The organism is Occultella glacieicola, assembly GCF_004353825.1.
GTDB classification, from domain to species: domain Bacteria; phylum Actinomycetota; class Actinomycetes; order Actinomycetales; family Beutenbergiaceae; genus Occultella; species Occultella glacieicola.
Genome location: NZ_SMNA01000010.1, coordinates 122,996 through 140,498, shown reverse-complemented (window position 1 = coordinate 140,498; position 17,503 = coordinate 122,996). Strand labels below are relative to the sequence as shown.

At 71.0% G+C, this 17,503-nt stretch carries 18 protein-coding genes and 1 tRNA gene; 7 read left to right on the top strand and 12 right to left on the bottom strand.

Annotated features, from left to right (window positions below; translation table 11 throughout):
* Positions 1–108: 108 nt before the first annotated feature.
* Positions 109–786, top strand: coding sequence for a TetR/AcrR family transcriptional regulator (locus tag EXU48_RS19080; RefSeq protein WP_133109281.1), 678 nt, complete (start codon positions 109–111; stop codon positions 784–786).
* Positions 787–789: 3 nt separating this feature from the next.
* Here the strand turns inward: EXU48_RS19080 and EXU48_RS19075 are convergent, their stop codons facing one another.
* From EXU48_RS19075 to EXU48_RS19065, 3 genes are all read right to left on the bottom strand, one after another.
* Positions 790–1,410, bottom strand: coding sequence for a GyrI-like domain-containing protein (locus tag EXU48_RS19075; RefSeq protein ID WP_133109280.1), 621 nt, complete (start codon positions 1,408–1,410; stop codon positions 790–792).
* Entirely contained in the window at positions 1,407–1,835 is a 429-nt protein-coding gene (locus EXU48_RS19070; protein WP_133109279.1) for a VOC family protein, read from the bottom strand. Before EXU48_RS19070 ends, EXU48_RS19075 begins: the two co-directional genes overlap by 4 nt.
* 106 nt (positions 1,836–1,941) lie before the next feature.
* On the bottom strand, positions 1,942–2,466 hold the full coding sequence (locus tag EXU48_RS19065; RefSeq protein ID WP_165962896.1) for a DinB family protein: 525 nt from the start codon (positions 2,464–2,466) through the stop codon (positions 1,942–1,944).
* A gap of 58 nt (positions 2,467–2,524) precedes the next feature.
* Here EXU48_RS19065 and EXU48_RS19060 point away from each other — a divergent pair, with 58 nt between their 5' ends.
* Positions 2,525–3,991: a glycoside-pentoside-hexuronide (GPH):cation symporter gene (locus EXU48_RS19060; RefSeq protein WP_207947825.1), complete on the top strand. Its 1,467-nt coding sequence runs from the start codon at positions 2,525–2,527 to the stop codon at positions 3,989–3,991.
* The gene (locus EXU48_RS19055; protein ID WP_133109276.1) at positions 3,978–6,032 is read left to right on the top strand and encodes an alpha-glucosidase; all 2,055 of its coding nucleotides are present in this window, start codon (positions 3,978–3,980) and stop codon (positions 6,030–6,032) included. Before EXU48_RS19060 ends, EXU48_RS19055 begins: the two co-directional genes overlap by 14 nt.
* A gap of 264 nt (positions 6,033–6,296) precedes the next feature.
* On the opposite strand, the gene EXU48_RS19050 is transcribed toward EXU48_RS19055, so the two are convergent.
* A complete protein-coding gene (locus tag EXU48_RS19050) occupies positions 6,297–7,478 on the bottom strand; it encodes an epoxide hydrolase family protein (protein WP_133109275.1) in 1,182 nt (393 codons plus the stop codon).
* A 100-nt stretch (positions 7,479–7,578) separates the two neighbouring features.
* Between EXU48_RS19050 and EXU48_RS19045 the strand changes: the two genes are divergently transcribed.
* Positions 7,579–8,175, top strand: coding sequence for a CGNR zinc finger domain-containing protein (locus tag EXU48_RS19045; RefSeq protein WP_133109274.1), 597 nt, complete (start codon positions 7,579–7,581; stop codon positions 8,173–8,175).
* A gap of 126 nt (positions 8,176–8,301) precedes the next feature.
* Here the strand turns inward: EXU48_RS19045 and EXU48_RS19035 are convergent, their stop codons facing one another.
* The 6 genes from EXU48_RS19035 to EXU48_RS19010 form a co-directional block, all read right to left on the bottom strand.
* Complete coding sequence (locus tag EXU48_RS19035; RefSeq protein WP_133109273.1) at positions 8,302–8,928, bottom strand: YHS domain-containing protein; 627 nt, start codon at positions 8,926–8,928, stop codon at positions 8,302–8,304.
* A 310-nt stretch (positions 8,929–9,238) separates the two neighbouring features.
* Positions 9,239–9,312 (bottom strand) — tRNA-Val (locus EXU48_RS19030).
* Positions 9,303–10,196, bottom strand: a complete 894-nt coding sequence (locus EXU48_RS19025) for a methyltransferase domain-containing protein (RefSeq protein ID WP_133109272.1) — start codon at positions 10,194–10,196, stop codon at positions 9,303–9,305. The genes EXU48_RS19030 and EXU48_RS19025 overlap by 10 nt, the downstream gene beginning before the upstream one ends.
* Positions 10,193–10,996: a glycerophosphodiester phosphodiesterase family protein gene (locus EXU48_RS19020; protein WP_133109271.1), complete on the bottom strand. Its 804-nt coding sequence runs from the start codon at positions 10,994–10,996 to the stop codon at positions 10,193–10,195. The genes EXU48_RS19025 and EXU48_RS19020 overlap by 4 nt, the downstream gene beginning before the upstream one ends.
* The gene (locus EXU48_RS19015) at positions 10,993–11,460 is read right to left on the bottom strand and encodes a peroxiredoxin (RefSeq protein WP_133109270.1); all 468 of its coding nucleotides are present in this window, start codon (positions 11,458–11,460) and stop codon (positions 10,993–10,995) included. The genes EXU48_RS19020 and EXU48_RS19015 overlap by 4 nt, the downstream gene beginning before the upstream one ends.
* Entirely contained in the window at positions 11,457–11,900 is a 444-nt protein-coding gene (locus EXU48_RS19010; RefSeq protein WP_235857140.1) for a DUF3052 domain-containing protein, read from the bottom strand. The genes EXU48_RS19015 and EXU48_RS19010 overlap by 4 nt, the downstream gene beginning before the upstream one ends.
* A gap of 276 nt (positions 11,901–12,176) precedes the next feature.
* Here EXU48_RS19010 and aceE point away from each other — a divergent pair, with 276 nt between their 5' ends.
* Positions 12,177–14,921: a pyruvate dehydrogenase (acetyl-transferring), homodimeric type gene (gene aceE / locus EXU48_RS19005; protein WP_133109268.1), complete on the top strand. Its 2,745-nt coding sequence runs from the start codon at positions 12,177–12,179 to the stop codon at positions 14,919–14,921.
* Positions 14,922–15,058: 137 nt separating this feature from the next.
* On the top strand, positions 15,059–15,778 hold the full coding sequence (locus tag EXU48_RS19000; RefSeq protein ID WP_133109267.1) for an ASCH domain-containing protein: 720 nt from the start codon (positions 15,059–15,061) through the stop codon (positions 15,776–15,778).
* A 26-nt stretch (positions 15,779–15,804) separates the two neighbouring features.
* Here EXU48_RS19000 and EXU48_RS18995 read toward each other — a convergent pair whose 3' ends face one another.
* Complete coding sequence (locus EXU48_RS18995; RefSeq protein ID WP_133109266.1) at positions 15,805–16,488, bottom strand: hypothetical protein; 684 nt, start codon at positions 16,486–16,488, stop codon at positions 15,805–15,807.
* Between the two features lie 158 nt (positions 16,489–16,646).
* Here EXU48_RS18995 and EXU48_RS18990 point away from each other — a divergent pair, with 158 nt between their 5' ends.
* The gene (locus EXU48_RS18990) at positions 16,647–17,162 is read left to right on the top strand and encodes a DUF6069 family protein (RefSeq protein WP_207947824.1); all 516 of its coding nucleotides are present in this window, start codon (positions 16,647–16,649) and stop codon (positions 17,160–17,162) included.
* 32 nt (positions 17,163–17,194) lie between these two features.
* Here the strand turns inward: EXU48_RS18990 and EXU48_RS18985 are convergent, their stop codons facing one another.
* On the bottom strand, positions 17,195–17,395 hold the full coding sequence (locus tag EXU48_RS18985; RefSeq protein ID WP_165962895.1) for a hypothetical protein: 201 nt from the start codon (positions 17,393–17,395) through the stop codon (positions 17,195–17,197).
* Positions 17,396–17,503 lie beyond the last annotated feature (108 nt).

Below are 17,503 nucleotides of genomic sequence, written 5' to 3'. Positions count from 1 at the left end.
CTTCACTGGACTCTCGATCATGATCTACACCGTAGGCCTACAGCGTAGGCCTACAGCGTAGGCCTACGGTGTAGCCGCGTCAACGTCACGGGCCTAGACTGTCCGGCCATGAGCGCGCAGCAGCCCCGGACCATCCCAGCCGGACTCACCCGGGACGGCGTCGTCGCCGTGGCCATCGCCATCGCGGACGAGGGCGGGCTGGCGGCCGTCAGCATGCGCCGTGTCGCGACCGAGCTCGGTGTCGACCCGATGTCGCTCTACCGGCACGTCGGCACCAAGGACGGGCTGCTCGAGCTGATGACCGACGCGGTGGTGAGCGACATCGAACCGGTGGCGACGCCGTCGGGCGATTGGGTCGTGGACGCGCGCGCCCTGATGCTCTCGGCCCGGCGCACCATGCTCGCCCACCCGTGGACCGCCGGCGCGATCAAGGACCGGCGCGAGCCCACGCCGGCGACCCTGCGTCACCTGAACGCCCTGCTTGAGATCCTGCGGGCCGGCGGCCTCGACCTGGCCCTGACCCACCACGCGCTGCACGTCTTGGGCAGCCGGGTCCTCGGCTTCAGCGACGACCTGTTCGACGACGCCGCGGCCGGGCCGCCGCCACCCGCGGTCGCCGCGGCGCAACTGGCGTTCTTCACCCGGGAACTGCCGCGGCTGGCCGAACTGGCCGTGGCGAGCACGCACGAGGGCGGCCTGGGCGGTTGCGACGACGATGAGGAGTTCGCGTTCTCGATCGACCTGATGCTCTCCGGACTGGAGCGGCGCCGTCGGGACTCGACCTGAGCCTCAGGCCGGCACGACCGGCTGACGTAGGATCGTGCGCTGCCGCTCCGGCGGCGTTCGGCGGCTGTCGGTCAGGTAGATCTCGTGGTGGGTTCCCCTCATGCGCAGACCGCTGTCCGGGATGAACTCGTGGTGCAGGCGCCGCAGGACCGGGGCTTCGTCGTCGAAGGAGCCCACGTGCAGGGTCTGGACGCACCGGCCCTCGGCCAGGGAGTCCAGCCGTACCTGCGCGAGCCGGGCCGGAGGCCCCTTCCTGCCTGCCTGCTCGACGGCGGCGGTGAACAGCTCGGGCCCGATCCAGTCCGGGACCATGATCAGGAGCGTCCAGTCCCACTGGGACTTGTCCCGCGCGGACGTGAACGCCTCCATGTCCTCGGCCCACCACAGACCCTCCAGCGGCATCACCACGTAGTCGCGGCCGAGGCCGGTCCTGCTCGCGAACTTGAGTTTGTAGGCCACCGGGTACAGCGCCTCCAGGGCAGCGGTGAAGTCCTCGGAGGTGTTCGGGTCGCCGTGGCCGTCGATCATCAGGTACTGCAGTTCGGGCACGTCGAGGATCCGGAACTCACCCTGCCTGGCCCGGTAGGCGTCGAGGCTCTTCTTGAAGTCGACCTTGTCCGTCACTGCTCCGGAGTGTTCCCGGCGATGTTGACGAGCCAGTTGATCCCGAAGCCGTCGACGCACATGCCGAACGCATCACCCCAGGGGGCCACCTCGAGCGGCACCGTGACCGAACCGCTCCCGGAGAGCGCGTCCCAGTGACGGCGCAGGGTCGCGTCGTCCTCCGGTCCGCCGGAGAGCGACACCGAGATGTTGCCGTCGGTACCGGAGACCGGCATCCCGGCCGGGGTGTCCGAGGCCATCAGCAGGAGGCCACCGTCGCCCTCGAGCTGGCCGTGCATGATCTTTTCCGCATCGGCCGGGTCCTCCGCCTGGCCGAACTCGGCGAAGGTGTTCATGCTCAGTTCGCCACCGAACACCGAGTGGTAGAACTCCAGCGCCGCCCGGGCGTTGTCCGTGAAGTTGAGGTAGGGGTTGAGCCGGGCCATGACGAACCTCTTCTCGTGTTTCCGATCGGATATCCAGATCGTCCTCGCCGGGGCGGGGATGCACAACCCGCCCCGGGCACCCCGGCCGCATCGCCATCGAGCGGCGTCACCCCCTCGAGGGCAGCCGGACGCCGTCGACGGCGTGATCCCAGACACCGCCGTCGAGGTGCTCCCGGGCCATGTCGAGCTGGCCGGTGTGGGCGGCGTTGTCGTTCAGCAGGTGCAGGAGCACGCCCCGGACCGTGGTCTGGCGGTAGCCACCCCAGGCACCGTCCGGCCACCAAAGCGGCGCGGTGTCGTTGCCGAGGTGCTCGACGGCCGCGCACGCCGCGGCGGTGTCCTGCCGCAGACGGTCCACCAGGGCCACGAGCGGGAGGTCCGGGTCGTTGTCCCACGGATCCTCCTCGAACGTCATCGGGTGTCCGCCGAGGACGTGGTGGAGCCAGAAGATGGTGGAGTCGTGGACGTGCCCGAGCAGGCCGGCGACGGTCCATCCGGACGGCGCCACCGGCGTGCGTACCTGGGCCTCGGTGAGCCCCTGGGTGGATCCGCAGAGGTGCTCGATCGTGTGCTGGACCCAGCCCAGCAGGTCGGTGGTGGTCGGGTCGGTGGGTGCCTGGTTGCGTGTCATGACCATAGGTCGGAGCGGAGTCGACGATTTCGACAACGCGGGCTGGCAGACTTCTCGCGTGGACAACTCCCCCGGCGGCGACGGCGCACCGGAAGCACCGGAAGCACTGCACCGACGCAACGTCTGGGGCTTCGGCCTGGGCACCCTCGGGCGGGACATGGTCGCCGCGATGGTGACCCTCTTCCTGCTCGTCTACCTCACCGAGGTGGTCGGGGTCTCCAACGAGACCCTGGGCGTGATCACCGTGGTGCTCGTCCTGATGCGCCTGTTCGACGCCGTCAACGACCCGGTCATGGGGTTCGTGGTGGACAACACCCGGTCCCGGTGGGGCAAGTTCAAGCCGTGGATCGCCGTCGGTGGGCTGGCCTGGGCGGCGGCCACGGTGCTCATGTTCTCCGACTGGGGTGTCCAGGGGGCGTGGTTCATCGTCGTCTTCGTGAGCGTCTACCTGCTCTGGGAGGTCGCCTACACCGTCAACGACATCTCCTTCTACGGCATGCTGCCCTCCCTGTCCCGGGTCCAGCGCGAACGCGAGCGGATCGGCGTCGTCGCCCGGGTCTGCGCGAACGTGGGCCTGTTCTCCCTGGTCGTGGCGCTGGTGCCGGTGACCGAGGCGCTCGAGAACGCGCTCGGCTCGGCCCACCGCGCGTGGTTCGTACTCGCCGTGATCGTGGTCGTCATCATGCTCGCGTTCCAGACGATCACGCTGGTCGCCACCCGCCAACAGGTCGCCGTCGCGACGATCTCGCCCACCCCGCTCCGGGAGCTGCTCGGGGTGATCGCCCGCAACGACCAGCTCCTGTGGGTCACGGTGGCGATGGTGGCGTTCATGACCGGCTATACGGTCACCACGAGCCTCGGGCTGTACTACTTCACCTACATCTTCGGCGACGCGGGGATGTACTCGGTGTTCGCGGCGATCCTCGGCGTCACGCAGATCATCGGGCTGCTCGTGTTCCCCCTCGTCTCCGCCCGGCTGTCCCGGCGCGGCGTGCACCTGCTGGCCAGCGGGCTCTGCGTGGCCGGTTACGTCGTGTTCCTGCTCGCGGACGCCACGATGGTGGGGATCGGCATCGCCGGGGTGCTGCTGTTCAGCGGGCAGGCCTTCATCCAGCTGCTCATGATGCTGTTCATCGCCGACTCCGTGGAGTACGGGCAGTGGAAGCTGGGTCGGCGCAACGAGTCCGTCACGTTCTCCCTGCAGCCGTTCATCTACAAGGCCTCCAGCGGGCTCGCGGCCGGCGTCGTGGGGCTGACCCTGATCCTCTCCGGCGTGAACGACGCCGACACCGCGGCGGACGTCACGGCGGGCGGCGCCGCGGCGTTCAGGGCCGCCATGATGGGGCTGCCGATCCTGCTCGTCGTCGTCAGCTGGGTGGTACTGCGGCGCCGTTACCGACTCGACGAGGCCACCTACGCGGCGATCGTGGGAGACCTCGACGCTCGGGAGGCCGGAGCACGGCCACCGCTCGCCCTGGGCGTCGAGGCGCCACCACCGGGCGGAGGCCGCGATGACCCCCGTTGACGCGAACACGCGACTCAAGGAGATCTACGGCCACCCGGTCGGGCGGGACGCCATCGACAAGGTGCTGCTGCAGCTGGGCCGGTCGTCGCTCTGGGTGCGCAACCCGGTCGTGGCGAACCTGCGCCTGAGCACCGTCGCCCGGCTCGTCCGGCCCATCCTCGGCGAGGAGTTCGCCCCGTCGCTGATCACGGTGCTCGCCGACCACAACCACCACCACGAGCCGGACGCCGCGTCCGGAGGCGACCCCACGCCGTCGGGCACTCCAGCGGCGCAGCCGCCCTGGTGGCGGCGGGCGGTCTTCTACCAGGTCTACCCGCGTTCGTTCGCGGACTCCGACGGCGACGGCGTGGGTGACCTCCGCGGCGTCACCTCGCGCCTCGATCACCTCGCCGACCTCGGGGTCGACTGCGTGTGGCTGTCGCCGATCTTCGACTCCCCGAACGAGGACATGGGCTACGACGTGCGGGACTACCGCGCGGTCATGTCCGAGATGGGCACCCTGGCCGACCTCGACGACCTCATCGCCGGCGCGCACGAGCGCGGGATGCGGATCATCCTCGACCTCGTGGTCAACCACACCTCCGCCGAGCACGCCTGGTTCCGGGCCGCCGTCGCCGACCCGGACGGTCCCTACGGCGACTATTACCACCTGCAGCCCGGGGTCCCGGGCGAGGACGGCAGCGGGCCGCCCCCGAACAACTGGGCCTCCTTCTTCGGCGGCAGCGCCTGGCGCTGGCTGCCGGAGGCGAAACGCTGGGCGCTGCACCTGTTCGCGCCGGGACAGATGGACCTCAACTGGGAGAACCCGCGGGTGCGGGCCGAGGTCGCCGAGATCGTGCGGTGGTGGCGGGCCCGCGGCATCGACGGCTTCCGGCTCGACGTCATCAACTACATCTCGAAGCGCCCGGGCCTGCCCGACGGCAACGAGGCGATCGGTGCCCTGATGGGTTTCCCCGGCATCGAGCACTACTTCTTCGGGCCGCGGCTGCACGAGTACCTGCGCGAGTTGCGCGCTACGGGCTTCACGCGCACCGCCCAGGACCCGCGACCGCCGTCGACCGTGCGTTCGCGGGGTGCCGACGGCACCCTCGGCGTGCCCGAGCCACCGGACCCGGTCGGCGTGCTGGTCGGTGAGACCCCCGGCGTCGGGGTGGAGATGTCCCGGCTGCTCAGCGGCGCCCGCCGGCGCGAGCTCGACCTGGTGTTCAATTTCGACGTGCTCGACGGCCCGGGCAAGGTCCGCTGGGACGACTACCGCTACGACCTCGGCTACCTCAAGGGCTTCTACCTGGACTATCTGGCCAGGTTGGGACCGGACGACGCCATCGCCCTGTTCCTGGACAACCACGACAACCCGCGGATGCTGTCCAAGGTGCTCGGCACACGCGACCGCGACCCCGTGCTGCGGTCCGCCGCGGCCAAGGCCCTGGCGACGATCCAGCTGACGCTGCCGGGCACCCCGTTCCTGTTCCAGGGCCAGGAGATCGCGGCGATCAACCAGGACTTCGCCGCCGCGGCCGAACTGAAGGATGTCGAGTCCGTGAACCGGCTGGCCGAACTGCGCGCCGACGGAGTGGCCCACGAGGACGCCCTGGCCCGGGTGCGGCCCGGGGCCCGCGATCACGCCCGGGTCCCGATGCGCTGGGAACCCGGGCCGACGACGGGGTTCAGCACCGGCACGCCGTGGCAGGTCGGCCGGGAGGACTCGGTCGGCTTCACCGTCGCCGAACAGGGCGCGGACCCGGGCTCGGTGCTGTCCTTCCACCGTGACCTGATCCGGCTGCGCCGCGCCGAGCCGGCCCTGACCGACGGCGGGTTCCGTGCCCTGCTGCCACGCTCGCGCGAGTACTTCGGCTGGGTGCGCACGGCCCCGGGCGACGGCGACGACTGGCTCGTCGAGGTCAACCTCACCGACCGCACGATCAAGCGCCCCCGGGGCCTGCCGGCCGCGACCGGGGTGCTCGGCTCCCACGGCCTCGCCCGGGGGCCGAGGATGGCGCCCTATGAGTGCGTGGTCGCCCGGGTCTTGATCGCGGGGTAGCCGCCACGACCGGATCAGGCGTGGGTCGCGGCCGCGCCCTACCATCGTGTTCAGGATGGAGTCCGGAAGCCGACCCGCGACGGCGAAGGAGCACTCAATGCCCAGGACGATCCTCGACATGTCGATCTCCCTCGACGGATTCATCGCCGGCCCCGGGCGACCTGTTCTGGCCGAAGTTCACCTACGTCCAGACCATCGAGGAGACGCGATCGGCTCCCGAGCCGAACCCGGGGCTTGAGCGGGCAGGAACGAACGTCGCCGACCTCATGACCGGCGTCCGCCGGCCGCCAGCACGGCCGCGAGACCCCCCTGCAGGTCGTTGACGAAGTCCTCGGGAACCTCCAGCGACGGGAAGTGTCCACCGGCGTCGGGCGCACTCCATCGGACGATCTGTCGGTACCGTTCCCGCGCCCAGGGGCGCGGGCACTTCTCGATGTCGCGGGGATACATGGTGATCGCGGACGGGACGTCGACCCGCAGTTCGGGGTCCAACGAGTTGTGGCTCTCGTAGTAGATCCGGGCCGCCGACGCGCCGGTGCGCGTGAGCCAGTACAGGGTGACATCGTCGAGGATCCGGTCCCTGGGGATCGTCTCGAACGGGCTGTCCTCGGTATCCGTCCACTCGGCGAACTTGTCCAGGATCCAGGCGAGCAGTCCGACCGGCGAGTCGACGAGCGAGTAGCCGATGGTCTGCGGCCGGGTCGCCTGCTGTTTCGCGTACGCCGCGCGGTGGAGCCAGAAGTCGCGGGTGTCCTCGGTCCACTGGCGTTCGAGGGTAGTCAGTCCGTCGGTGCTCAACCCGGGCGGCGCTTCCGCGAACGTGGTGTGGATGCCGAGCACGTGCTCCGGGAACCGGCCGCCGAGGACCGTGGTGATGTTGCCTCCCCAGTCGCCACCGTGGGCGGCGAACCGGTCATAGCCGAGCCGTCCCATGAGTTCGACCCAGGCGGCCGCGATCTTCTCGGTCCCCCAGCCGGTGGTTGCCGGCCTGTCGCTGTAGCCGAATCCCGGCAGCGACGGGGCGACGACGTGGAAGGCCGGCGCGTCCGCGTGCGTCGGATCCGCGAGTTCGTCGATCACGTCGGTGAACTCGGCGATGCTGCCGGGCCATCCGTGCGTCAGGAGCAGTGGAGTGGCGTCCGCTCGGGTGGATCTGCGGTGCAGGAAGTGGATTCCCAGATCGTCGATGCTCGTGCGGAACTGGCCGAGACGGTTGAGGCGTGTCTCGAACGAGCGCCAGTCGTACCCGGTGCGCCAGTACTCCACGACGTCCACCAGGTCGGCCAGCGGTACTCCCTGGTCCCATCGGCGCCGACCGGGCGCGGCCCCGTGCACGGTCTCGGCCTCGGGCAGCCGCGCGGCGGCCAGTCGCGCGCGCAGGTCGGCGAGATCGGCGTCGCTCGCGTGTGCTTCGAATGGTTGGACGTCGCTGGTTCGGCGGTCCATGAACTGCTCCTCGCCATCGGTGAGCCGGTGGAATCTGCGAACCGGCTAAGACGGTTCTACCAGTGGGCGATCATAGACCGCAACCGGCTAAGGTGGTTCCATGTCCGCTCGGTTCCCCGACTTCCGGCTCGGCAAGGTGCTGGCGACGAGCTTCACGGCAACCCTGACCGAGCGACGTGGCGTCGCCGTGGAGCGCATTCCGACGCCGAGCCGGCTCCGCGACTGGCTGGCGGTGAGCGGCCTGCCCGTGGAGTCCTGCAGCCACGCCCAGCTCGACCGCGCGCGGGAACTCAGGGAGTCGATCCACGCCGCCGCCACCGCGGGCGCGCGCCGAGAGCCACTCCCCGCGCCCGCCGTCCGGATCATCAATGACTGCAGCACCCAGGGCCGGGCCGCGGCCGTTCTGACACCCGAGGGCCATCGGCGCTGGCAACTCGGCTCGACACCGTCCGTTGAGGATGCCCTGGTCGTGATCGCCGCCGACGCGATCGGCATTCTCTCGGGTGCACGGGATGGCCGGCTGGCCCTCTGCACATCGCCGACCTGCCGGGCTGCCTTCTTCGACACCAGCCAGAGCCGCACCCGCAGGTGGTGCGACATGAACACGTGCGGTAATCGTCAGAAGAAGGCGCGCCTCCAGGCCGCCAGGCCCGAGCGCGGCCGGGGCTCCGTTCAGCCGACCACGGCCGCGGAATAGGGAACGGTGACGGTGGCGACGAAGTGCGCCAGGAGCGCGGGATCGCCCTCGAGGTCCACCACGCCGTCCGCGACGGCCACCTCCGGGTCGAGCACCCGGGCCAGCTCCTGACGACGCGCCGGTCGGTCAGGCCACGGCCGCCGGGTGCTCGCGCAGGTACGCATCTCGGCAGCCGGCGGCGCAGAACCCCCACCGCCGCCCGTCGTGCTCGAGCACGATGGCACCCCGGCCGTCGGGCACCGTCATCCCGCAGACCGGGTCGAGCAGTTTTCCCGCGGGCGGCGGCGCCACGGACCCGTTCGCGAGGGCGGACCTGAAGTCCTCGGTGAGGAAGTCCACGACGTCCGCGCCGGTGGCGGGCCGCCCGTCCAGGCCGATGTCACCGTCGGCCACGCCGACCACCCGGACCCACAGGCTCCCCTCGGTGCGGTGCCAGCCGCGGGCGTCGTCCAACCGCCTGACGGCGTGCCGCAGCAGACCGATGAACGTGCCCCCGGCCTCGTCGCGCCACGAGCGCGGAACCGTCACGGTGATGATCAGCGGCGGCGCGGCGTCGGCGGCGGGTACACCGTGCCCGGTGCGCCAGCCGCTCAGTTCCCGAAACGCGATGTGCGTGGCGCCCCGCGCCCGGACCGACGTCTCCTCGGCGTGGCCCTCGGGAGCGAGGAACAGCCCCACAACGGCCTCGCCGAGCAGGTCGTGGTCCGCGGGCGTCAGCCGGCCGGCCGGATGGGCGATCTCGATCAGCAACATGTCGGCCTCCTCAGGGGACGGCGGCCTGTGCGGCCGCCTGGAGGACCCAGGGTGCACGGGCGCAGCGGACCCGGGCAATGACCTGGGAGGTCATCACCGGCCGGCCGGTCGGTCGCTGCTGGGCAGCGGCGGCCCGCGAGGCGGAGGTCCGGGCCGTCACCAAGGTGGCCGGAACGTGAGCGAGGTGGGCGTCGGCCCAGCCCTGCTGCCAGATCCGGGTGATGTCTCTTGCGTCGGCTCGCTCGGCGCCATCGCCCGACCTCCGCCGACCCGTGCCGTGACCCCAGGACGGGCAAGGATCGGGTACCGGTGGGCCCAGAGGGACTCGAACCCCCGACATCCGCGGTGTAAACGCGACGCTCTAACCAACTGAGCTATAGGCCCTGGCGGGGACCAATCCTAGCAACCGTCCGCTCCCGGCCCGCGCCGCCGTCGACCTCGTAGACCCACAGCCCGTTCGACGCCGGGAAGTCCCGGTCGAAGGACACCCGTCCGGCCAGATGATCGCGGTAACCGGGCTGCACGTACTCGCGGGCGCAGACGAGCCGGAAGCCGTGGGCCTGCACGAAGCGGGCATACTCGGCGAGCCGGAACACCCCGTAGAACTCGCGCACCTCCCGGGCGAAGGACCGCTCGCCCCAGGTGTAGGTGAACGCGAACTCCATCGCGGAGGAGAACTCGCCCTCGAACGCGTCCGGGCCGACCTGCTCGAGGTGGATCTCACGGTCTGTGCCGTGGCCGCGCCGGAACGGCGAGTGCCGTAGGAACCGCTCCACGGCGCCCGGCTCGTCGACGCGGATCCGCGCGGGCCCCGGCGCCGGCATCACGCCGTCCCGCACGATCAGCCGGCCGCCCGGCACCAACGCCCGTCGGAACGCCACCAGGGCCGCGGAGACCGAGGACTCTCGACCGACCACCGCGTCCGCATTGCCGTAGGAGAACACCTCGTGCAGCACCGAGGAGCAGACCACGGTGTCCAGGCTGTGCGGCCCGCAGACCTCCGCGGCCTCGTCGGCGTAGGCCAGGTGGACGTTGCGGGCTCCGGCCCGGCGCACGGACTCCGGCGCCGGGTCCAGCCCGACCACCTCGTGCCCGGCGGCGGCGAGCACGTCCAGCAGCTCCCCCGAGCCGCATCCGACGTCGAGGGCCCGGCCCGGCCGCACGTGCCGCACCATCTCGGCCTTGTCGCCGATCGAGGCGGACATCCTGGCGTAGTACAGGTCCAGTGCGTCCGCCTCGAGGCCCCCGGCCGATTCCACCGCCGTCATGGCCACTGGCCTCGAGCGACGAGGACGTCCTTGAGCACGTCGATGCGGTCGGCGACGATGCCGTCCACGCCGAGGTCGAGGAGGGTGATCATGGTGGCCGCGTCGTCGATGGTCCACACATGCACCTGCAGCCCATACCGGTGCGCGTTCGCGATGAACCCCGGCGTCACCAGCGGCCGGCCGCGGAACGTCGTCGGCACCTGCAGGCACACGACGCCGTTGCGGGCCGCGAGCGCCCGGGTGCCGCCGACGCCCCACCGCAGGGACGCCGTCTCCAGCGGCGAGGCCGAGGTGGCCGCCTCCGGGTACGCACGTCGGACCCGCTGCAGCCGCCGGTGGTCGAACGCGGCGACCAGGACCCGGTCGAACGCCCGCTGCGCCTCGATCACCGCGAGCGCGGGCGCCACCACATCGTCGGACTTGACGTCGATGTTGAACCGGGTGTCGCCGAACTCCTCGAGGAGCTCCGCCAGCGTCGGGATGGACTCGCCGCCGGCGAGCGTGGCCGACCGCAGGTCGGCCGCGCTCAGCGCATGCACGTCGACGGCGGACCCCACCACCCGGGAGAGGTCCGGGTCATGCACGACGAATGGGACGCCGTCGGCGCTTGCGCGCACGTCCGTCTCGACATAGGTGAAGCCGAGGTCGACGGCGTTGCGCACGGCCCGCAGGGAGTTCTCGATCCCGACGTTCAGTTCGAGGCCGGCGCCGCCGCGGTGGGCCAGCGCGAGCGGCCCGGGGCGCAGGTACGCCCCGCCCGCACCGGCGGCGACCTGTCGTTGTCGCCGCGTCTGCCTCATGCGGCGAGGTCGTCGAGGGCCTGCAGGTAGGCCGCCAGCGGGCGGGCCTGCCCGCGGGGGTTGAGCACGGACCAGCGCACCACGCCGTCGGCGTCGAGGAGCAGGCTGCCGCGCAGGGCCAGGCCGGACCCGGAGTCGAAGACCCCGTAGGAGCGCGCGATCTGCCCGTGCGGCCAGAAGTCGCTGATCAGGTCGAAGCCGAACCGTTCCTGCTCGCCCCAGGCCCGCAGCGCGAACTTCGAGTCGCAACTGATCCCGAGCAGGCGCACCCCGGCGCGCTCGAACGAGGAGAGGTTGTCCCGAAGTTCGCAGAGTTCGCCGGTGCAGATCCCCGAGAACGCGAACGGGAAGAACACCAGCGCCACCGGCGTACCACGCAGCGCGGACAGCGAGACCGGGGTGCCGTGGGTGTCCTCGGCCGTGAAGTCCGGAGCGAGGTCGCCCGGTTCCGGCACGTTGGTCACTTGCCGCGTCCGCGCGCGGTCAGCCGGATCCCGGACCAGTTCACGGCCGCCGAGATGGCGCTGGTGGCGTGCAGGCCGGCGGTGCTCGCGGCCTCGTCGATCTCGCCGGGCGGCACGTGCCCGTCCCGGCCGGACTTGGGCGTGAACACCCAGATGAGGCCGGCGCCCTCGAGCATCTCCTGGGCGTTGATCATCAGGTCGGTGAGGTCCTGGACGTCGCCGTCGTCCTCGCGCCACCACAGGATGGCGGCGTCGGTGACGTCGTCGTAGTACTCGTCGACGAGTTCGTGACCGGACGCCTGCTCGAGGTCCGCGCGGAGGTCCTCGTCGACGTCGTCGTCGTAACCGAACTCCTGGATGACCTGCCCGCTGCCCACCCCGAATTTCGAGGTCGACTGGTTGCCGGAGGGACTGCCCACGGAACCCGCGGTCGCTTCCACGTCTGGTACTCCTTCGTTTGCTCGACTACTCATCGTTCCCGCCGCTTCCGGCGGTTGAGGTCCTACCCCACCGCACGGCGGGTCTCGGCGCAAGGCCGAGCGGTGACCCGATCCTATGGTGGGCCACTGTCGGTCGCGTCACATCTGCTGCTTCGGACTCCACTTACCCAAGCGTCCCCCATAGGATCGTCAGTACCGCACCACACGTGCCGCCCGCCCGTCGGGGGCGGCAGCTGTAACTGTGGCGCCGACCCAGGCGCCGGAGAGAAGAGAGTCGTGACGTCACGCAACGAGGCCGGACCGCTTATCAACGGTCTTCTCAGCCAGGTCCCTGACATCGATCCCGACGAGACCAGCGAGTGGCTGGAATCCTTGGACGGTCTGATCGACGAACGTGGCGGGCCGCGGGCTCGCTACGTGCTCCTGAACATGCTCAAGCGCGCGCGGGAGCGGGACGTGAGCGTTCCCTCCTCGATCACCACCCCGTACGTGAACACGATCGGCGTGCACGACGAGCCGTACTTCCCCGGCGACGAGGCCGTCGAACGCCGCTACCGCTCCTACCTGCGGTGGAACTCCGCGGTGATGGTGACGCGGGCGCAGCGGCCGGGCGTCGCCGTCGGCGGTCACATCTCCTCCTACGCCTCCGTGGCCACCCTGTACGAGGTCGGCCTGAACCACTTCTTCCGCGGCAAGGACCACCCCGGCGGCGGCGACCAGATCTACTTCCAGGGGCACGCGGCCCCGGGCATGTACGCCCGCGCGTTCCTCGAGGGCCGACTGTCCGAGCACCAGCTCGACGGGTTCCGCCAGGAGCTCTCGCACGAGGGCGGCGGCCTGTCCTCCTACCCGCACCCGCGGAACATGCCCGACTTCTGGGAGTTCCCGACCGTGTCGATGGGTCTGGGCCCGGCGTCGGCGATCTACCAGGCCTGGGTCAACCGGTTCATGCAGTACCGCGGCATCAAGGACACCTCGCAGCAGCACGTCTGGGCGTTCCTCGGCGACGGCGAGATGGACGAGCCCGAGTCCCGCGGGATGCTGCAGCTCGCGGCCCAGCAGAACCTGGACAACCTGACCTTCGTGATCAACTGCAACCTGCAGCGTCTCGACGGTCCGGTGCGCGGCAACGGCAAGATCATCCAGGAGCTCGAGGGCTTCTTCCGGGGCGCCGGCTGGAACGTCATCAAGACCATCTGGGGCCGGGAGTGGGACCCGCTGCTGGAGGCGGACAAGGACCGCGCCCTGGTGAACCTGATGAACAACACCCCCGACGGCGACTACCAGACGTATCGCGCCGAGAACGGTGCGTTCATCCGGGAGCACTTCTTCGGGCGCGACCCGCGCACCAAGGACCTGGTCGCGAAGATGACCGATGACGACATCTGGGCCCTCAAGCGCGGTGGTCACGACTACCGCAAGCTGTACGCGGCCTACAACGCGGCGGTCAACCACACCGGTCAGCCGACCGTGATCCTGGCGCACACCATCAAGGGCTACGGCCTGGGCTCCTCGTTCGCGGCCCGCAACGCCACGCACCAGATGAAGAAGCTCAAGGAGAACGACCTCAAGCTCCTGCGCGACTCGCTGCGGATCCCGATCACGGACGCCCAGATCGAGGAGGACCCGTACCTGCCGCCGTACTACCACCCGGGCGCGGATGCTCCGGAGATCGAGTACATGATCGACCGGCGCCGCCAGCTCGGCGGGTTCCTGCCGGAGCGCCGCAGCAAGTACACCGAGGTGACCCTGCCGGCGGACAAGTCCTACGAGCGGCTCGCGAAGGGCTCCGGGCAGCAGGAGGTCGCCACCACGATGGCGCTCGTCCAGCTGTTCAAGGACCTGCTCCGGGACAAGGAGTTCGGCAAGCGGATCGTCCCGATCATCCCGGACGAGGCCCGCACGTTCGGCCTGGACGCGATCTTCCCGTCCTTGAAGATCTTCAACACCAACGGTCAGCACTACCTGTCCGTGGACCGCGACCTGCTGCTCTCCTACAAGGAGTCCGAGGCCGGTGGCCTGCTGCACACCGGGATCAACGAGGCCGGTTCGGCGGCCGCGTTCCAGTCCGTGGGGACGTCCTACGCCACCCACGGCGAGGTCCTGGTGCCGTTCTACTTCTACTACTCGATGTTCGGCTTCCAGCGCACCGGTGACCAGTTCTGGGCCGCCGGGGACCAGCTCACCCGCGGCTTCCTCATCGCCGCCACGGCGGGCCGGACCACGCTGACCGGCGAGGGCCTGCAGCACGCGGACGGGCACTCCCCGATCCTCGCCTCGACGAACACCGCGGTGGTCTCCTACGACCCGGCGTACGGGTACGAGATCCGGCACATCGTCAAGGACGGTCTGCAGCGGATGTATGGCAAGGGCGACCCTCGCGACCCGAACGTCATGTACTACCTCACCGTGTACAACGAGCCGATGATCCAGCCGGCCGAGCCGGAGGACGTGGACGTCGACGGCATCCTGCGCGGGATCCACAAGGTCGCCACCGCGGACGGCGAGGGCCCCCGGGCCCAGCTGCTCGCCTCCGGGGTCTCGGTGCCGTGGGCACTGGAGGCCAAGGAGATCCTCGCCAACGAGTGGGGCGTGCAGGCGGACGTGTGGTCGGTGACCAGCTGGACCGAGTTGCGTCGCGACGGCCTCGCCGCGGACCGGCAGGCGTTCGTCGACCCGAACGGCGAGCAGCGCGAGCCGTACGTGACCGCCAAGCTGAAGGACGCCGGTGGCCCGTACATCGCCTCCACCGACTACGACTTCCAGCTCCCGGACCAGATCCGGGCGTGGGTGCCGGGCGACTACTGGACGCTCGGTGCGGACGGCTTCGGCTTCTCCGACACCCGGCCCGCGGTGCGCCGCCACTTCCTGATCGACACCCACTCGATCGTGGCCCGCACGCTGCAGGCGCTGGCCAAGCGCGGCGAGGTCGACGCCTCCGCGCCGGCCCAGGCCGTGGAGCGCTACCGGCTCCTGGACGTCAACGCCGGCACCACCGGCACCGCCGGGGGCGACTCCTGATCGCCTGACGGGTTCCGTTCTTCGGACGCCGATCCCTGCCGCCCGACGGCGGGGGTCGGCGTTCGTCGTCGACGGCGCCCTGGTCGGCGGTACGCCGCCGAACGTGGGGCATCGGCCCCGTGCGGCAGGATGGCCGCATGGACCTCCTCGAGCCCGAACGCCGCGTGGTCGACGCGGCCGTGGCCCTGGCCGGGCGGCTCGGCGCCGACCTGAACCACACCGTTGCGGCCGCCGTGATGGACACCCGGGGGCGGATCCACACCGGCGTCAACGTGTACCACTTCACCGGCGGCCCGTGCGCCGAACTGGTCGCGCTCGGGGTGGCGGCCGCAGCGGACGCCGGCCCGCTGCTGACCATCGCCGCAGCGGGCGACGGCGGCCGTGGCGTCATCGAGCCGTGTGGCCGGTGCCGACAGGTCCTGGTCGAGCTCCACCCGGACATCCTGGTGGCCGTGCCCGCTGCGAACGGGCCGGAGCTACGCACCCTCCGGGCACTCCTACCGCAGACCTACAACCACCGCGACGCCCGACCCGCGCGCCTGGTGCGCTTCAACAAGCGCTACTACGACGACGTGGCGACCGGCCGCAAGACCGTGACCGTCCGGCATGACGATCCGGTCGCCGTCGGGCCTGCGCTCCTCGTCTTCGAGGACGACCCGCCGCGCACGCTCGCGGGAGAGGTGCACTCGGTGGCTTCCCACCGGCTCGATCTCCTCCGGCCGGAGGAGGCCGGGGTCGACTCCCCCGAGTCGCTGGAGCGCCTGCGCGAGGGCCTCCGAGGCCACTATCCGGACCTGGCCCCGACCGCCACGGTCGAGGTGGTCCGTTTCGGCGTGCGGGGCGACCCGGTCGGCTGAGGTCGAAGAGGGCCGACGGCGGGGGCTCAGGAGGTCTGCGTGCTCGCCTCCGCGGCGGCGACGAAGGGTTCCAGCTCGGCGACCACTCCGGCGGTGCCGGGGCGGTCCGCCCCGTATTCGGCGAGGGCACTCAGGTGCCGTCGGGCGTCTGTCGGGCGGCCGGCGTCGAGCGCGGCCCGGATCACCTGACGGCCGGCCTCCGCGTCCTGATCGGCGGGCGACCAGTGCCCCACACCCAGCCCGAGCGCGTCCGCGGGCATGTGCGCGTCCCGGAGCATCCGGACGCCCGCGACGAGCGCCCGCCCGCTCGGGTCCCGCTCGCAGGCGGCCCCGAGGCGGCGCATCGCACCCTCCTTGTCATCCAGGAGGGACAGTCGAGCGAGCTCGACGAGCGGGTACCAGGCCGTGGGTCGGCCGGCCAGCTCCTCGGCGAGCGCCCAGTGCGCGGTGTCCGCGGCCTGAGCCCGGATCGGGCCGGTCTCGGCGGTGAGCGGGTCCGGCTGCTCGACCTCGGCGGCCCGGCGCCGGACGAGTTCGGCAAGTTCGTTGAACGCGTCGACGTCGTTCGGGTCCCCCGCCAGCTTCTCCCGCAGGCGGTCCTCCTGGCCGGCGTCGGCCGGCAGCGGGGCGTGGCTGGGGCGCCGCGCCCCCGGTCCCGGAGCCGGCTCCGGTCGGGCGAACATCTCCTTGAGGCGCGCGAGGAAGGACATACCGTCGAGGATATCGCCCGAGCGCGGACCTGACCCGGCGAGCGCGATGCGGGCTGGTTCCGAGCGTCAGTCACCCGGCTCGGATGATTCCAGCGCGCGCCGGCACCGGCAGTCTTGCGGCAGACCGTTGTCCCTGCATGGATCGGGAGGTCCCAGACATGACCCAGGCGAACGCGACACCGCCGTCCCACCCACCCGTGGATGCCGGCCGGCTCTGGGCCGGTGGCGGCGCCACCGCACTGGTCGCCGCGCTGATCGCGGTCGCCGGGATCGTGATCTGCCGGGGCGTCCTCGGCATCGCGATCCTGGCCCCCGAGGGCGATGGAGCCTGGGGGAACGCGAGCACGTTCTGGTACGCCGGGGCCGCCGCCGTCGCAGCCCTGCTCGCCACGGGCCTGATGCACGTCCTGATCCTGACCACGCCGCAACCCCAGCGCTTCTTCGGCTGGGTCATCGGCCTGGCCACCGTGATCGCCGTGGTGATGCCGTTCGTCCCGGACACCGGACTCGACACGAAGATCGCCACGGCGGTCATCAACGCGGTCATCGGAATCGCGATCGGGACGCTGGTGGCATCCGTGGCACGCAGCGCCGTGGCCATGGCGCTGCGCCGTCCCGGTGGCACGCCGCCTGCGGGGATGCCTCCGACCGGTGGGGTTCCGCCGACCCGCTGAACGCATCGGCAGCGCGCTCGCGGCGGCCGGGCTCAGTCCGGGAGGCGCCGCATCTCCACGACCGGTATGCCGAGGTCGTCGAACCGGTCCAGCAGTTCGCGGACCCTGGCGTCGTCGTCGACCGGGCCGTACAGCGACGTGCCGCCCGCCGGCGCCCTCGTCACCGCCAGCTCCGGGAATGCGGCCTCGACCGTCTTGGAGACCGTGCCCGCGATCAGGAACTCGTACCTCACGTGCGGCCTCCTCTCTGAACTGACACCACACGGTCCCAAGTCCGCGCAGTCCCTCCCTCACCCCTCGGGGGTGAAAGACCCCTCTGACACCGCACAACTGCTGGCCCC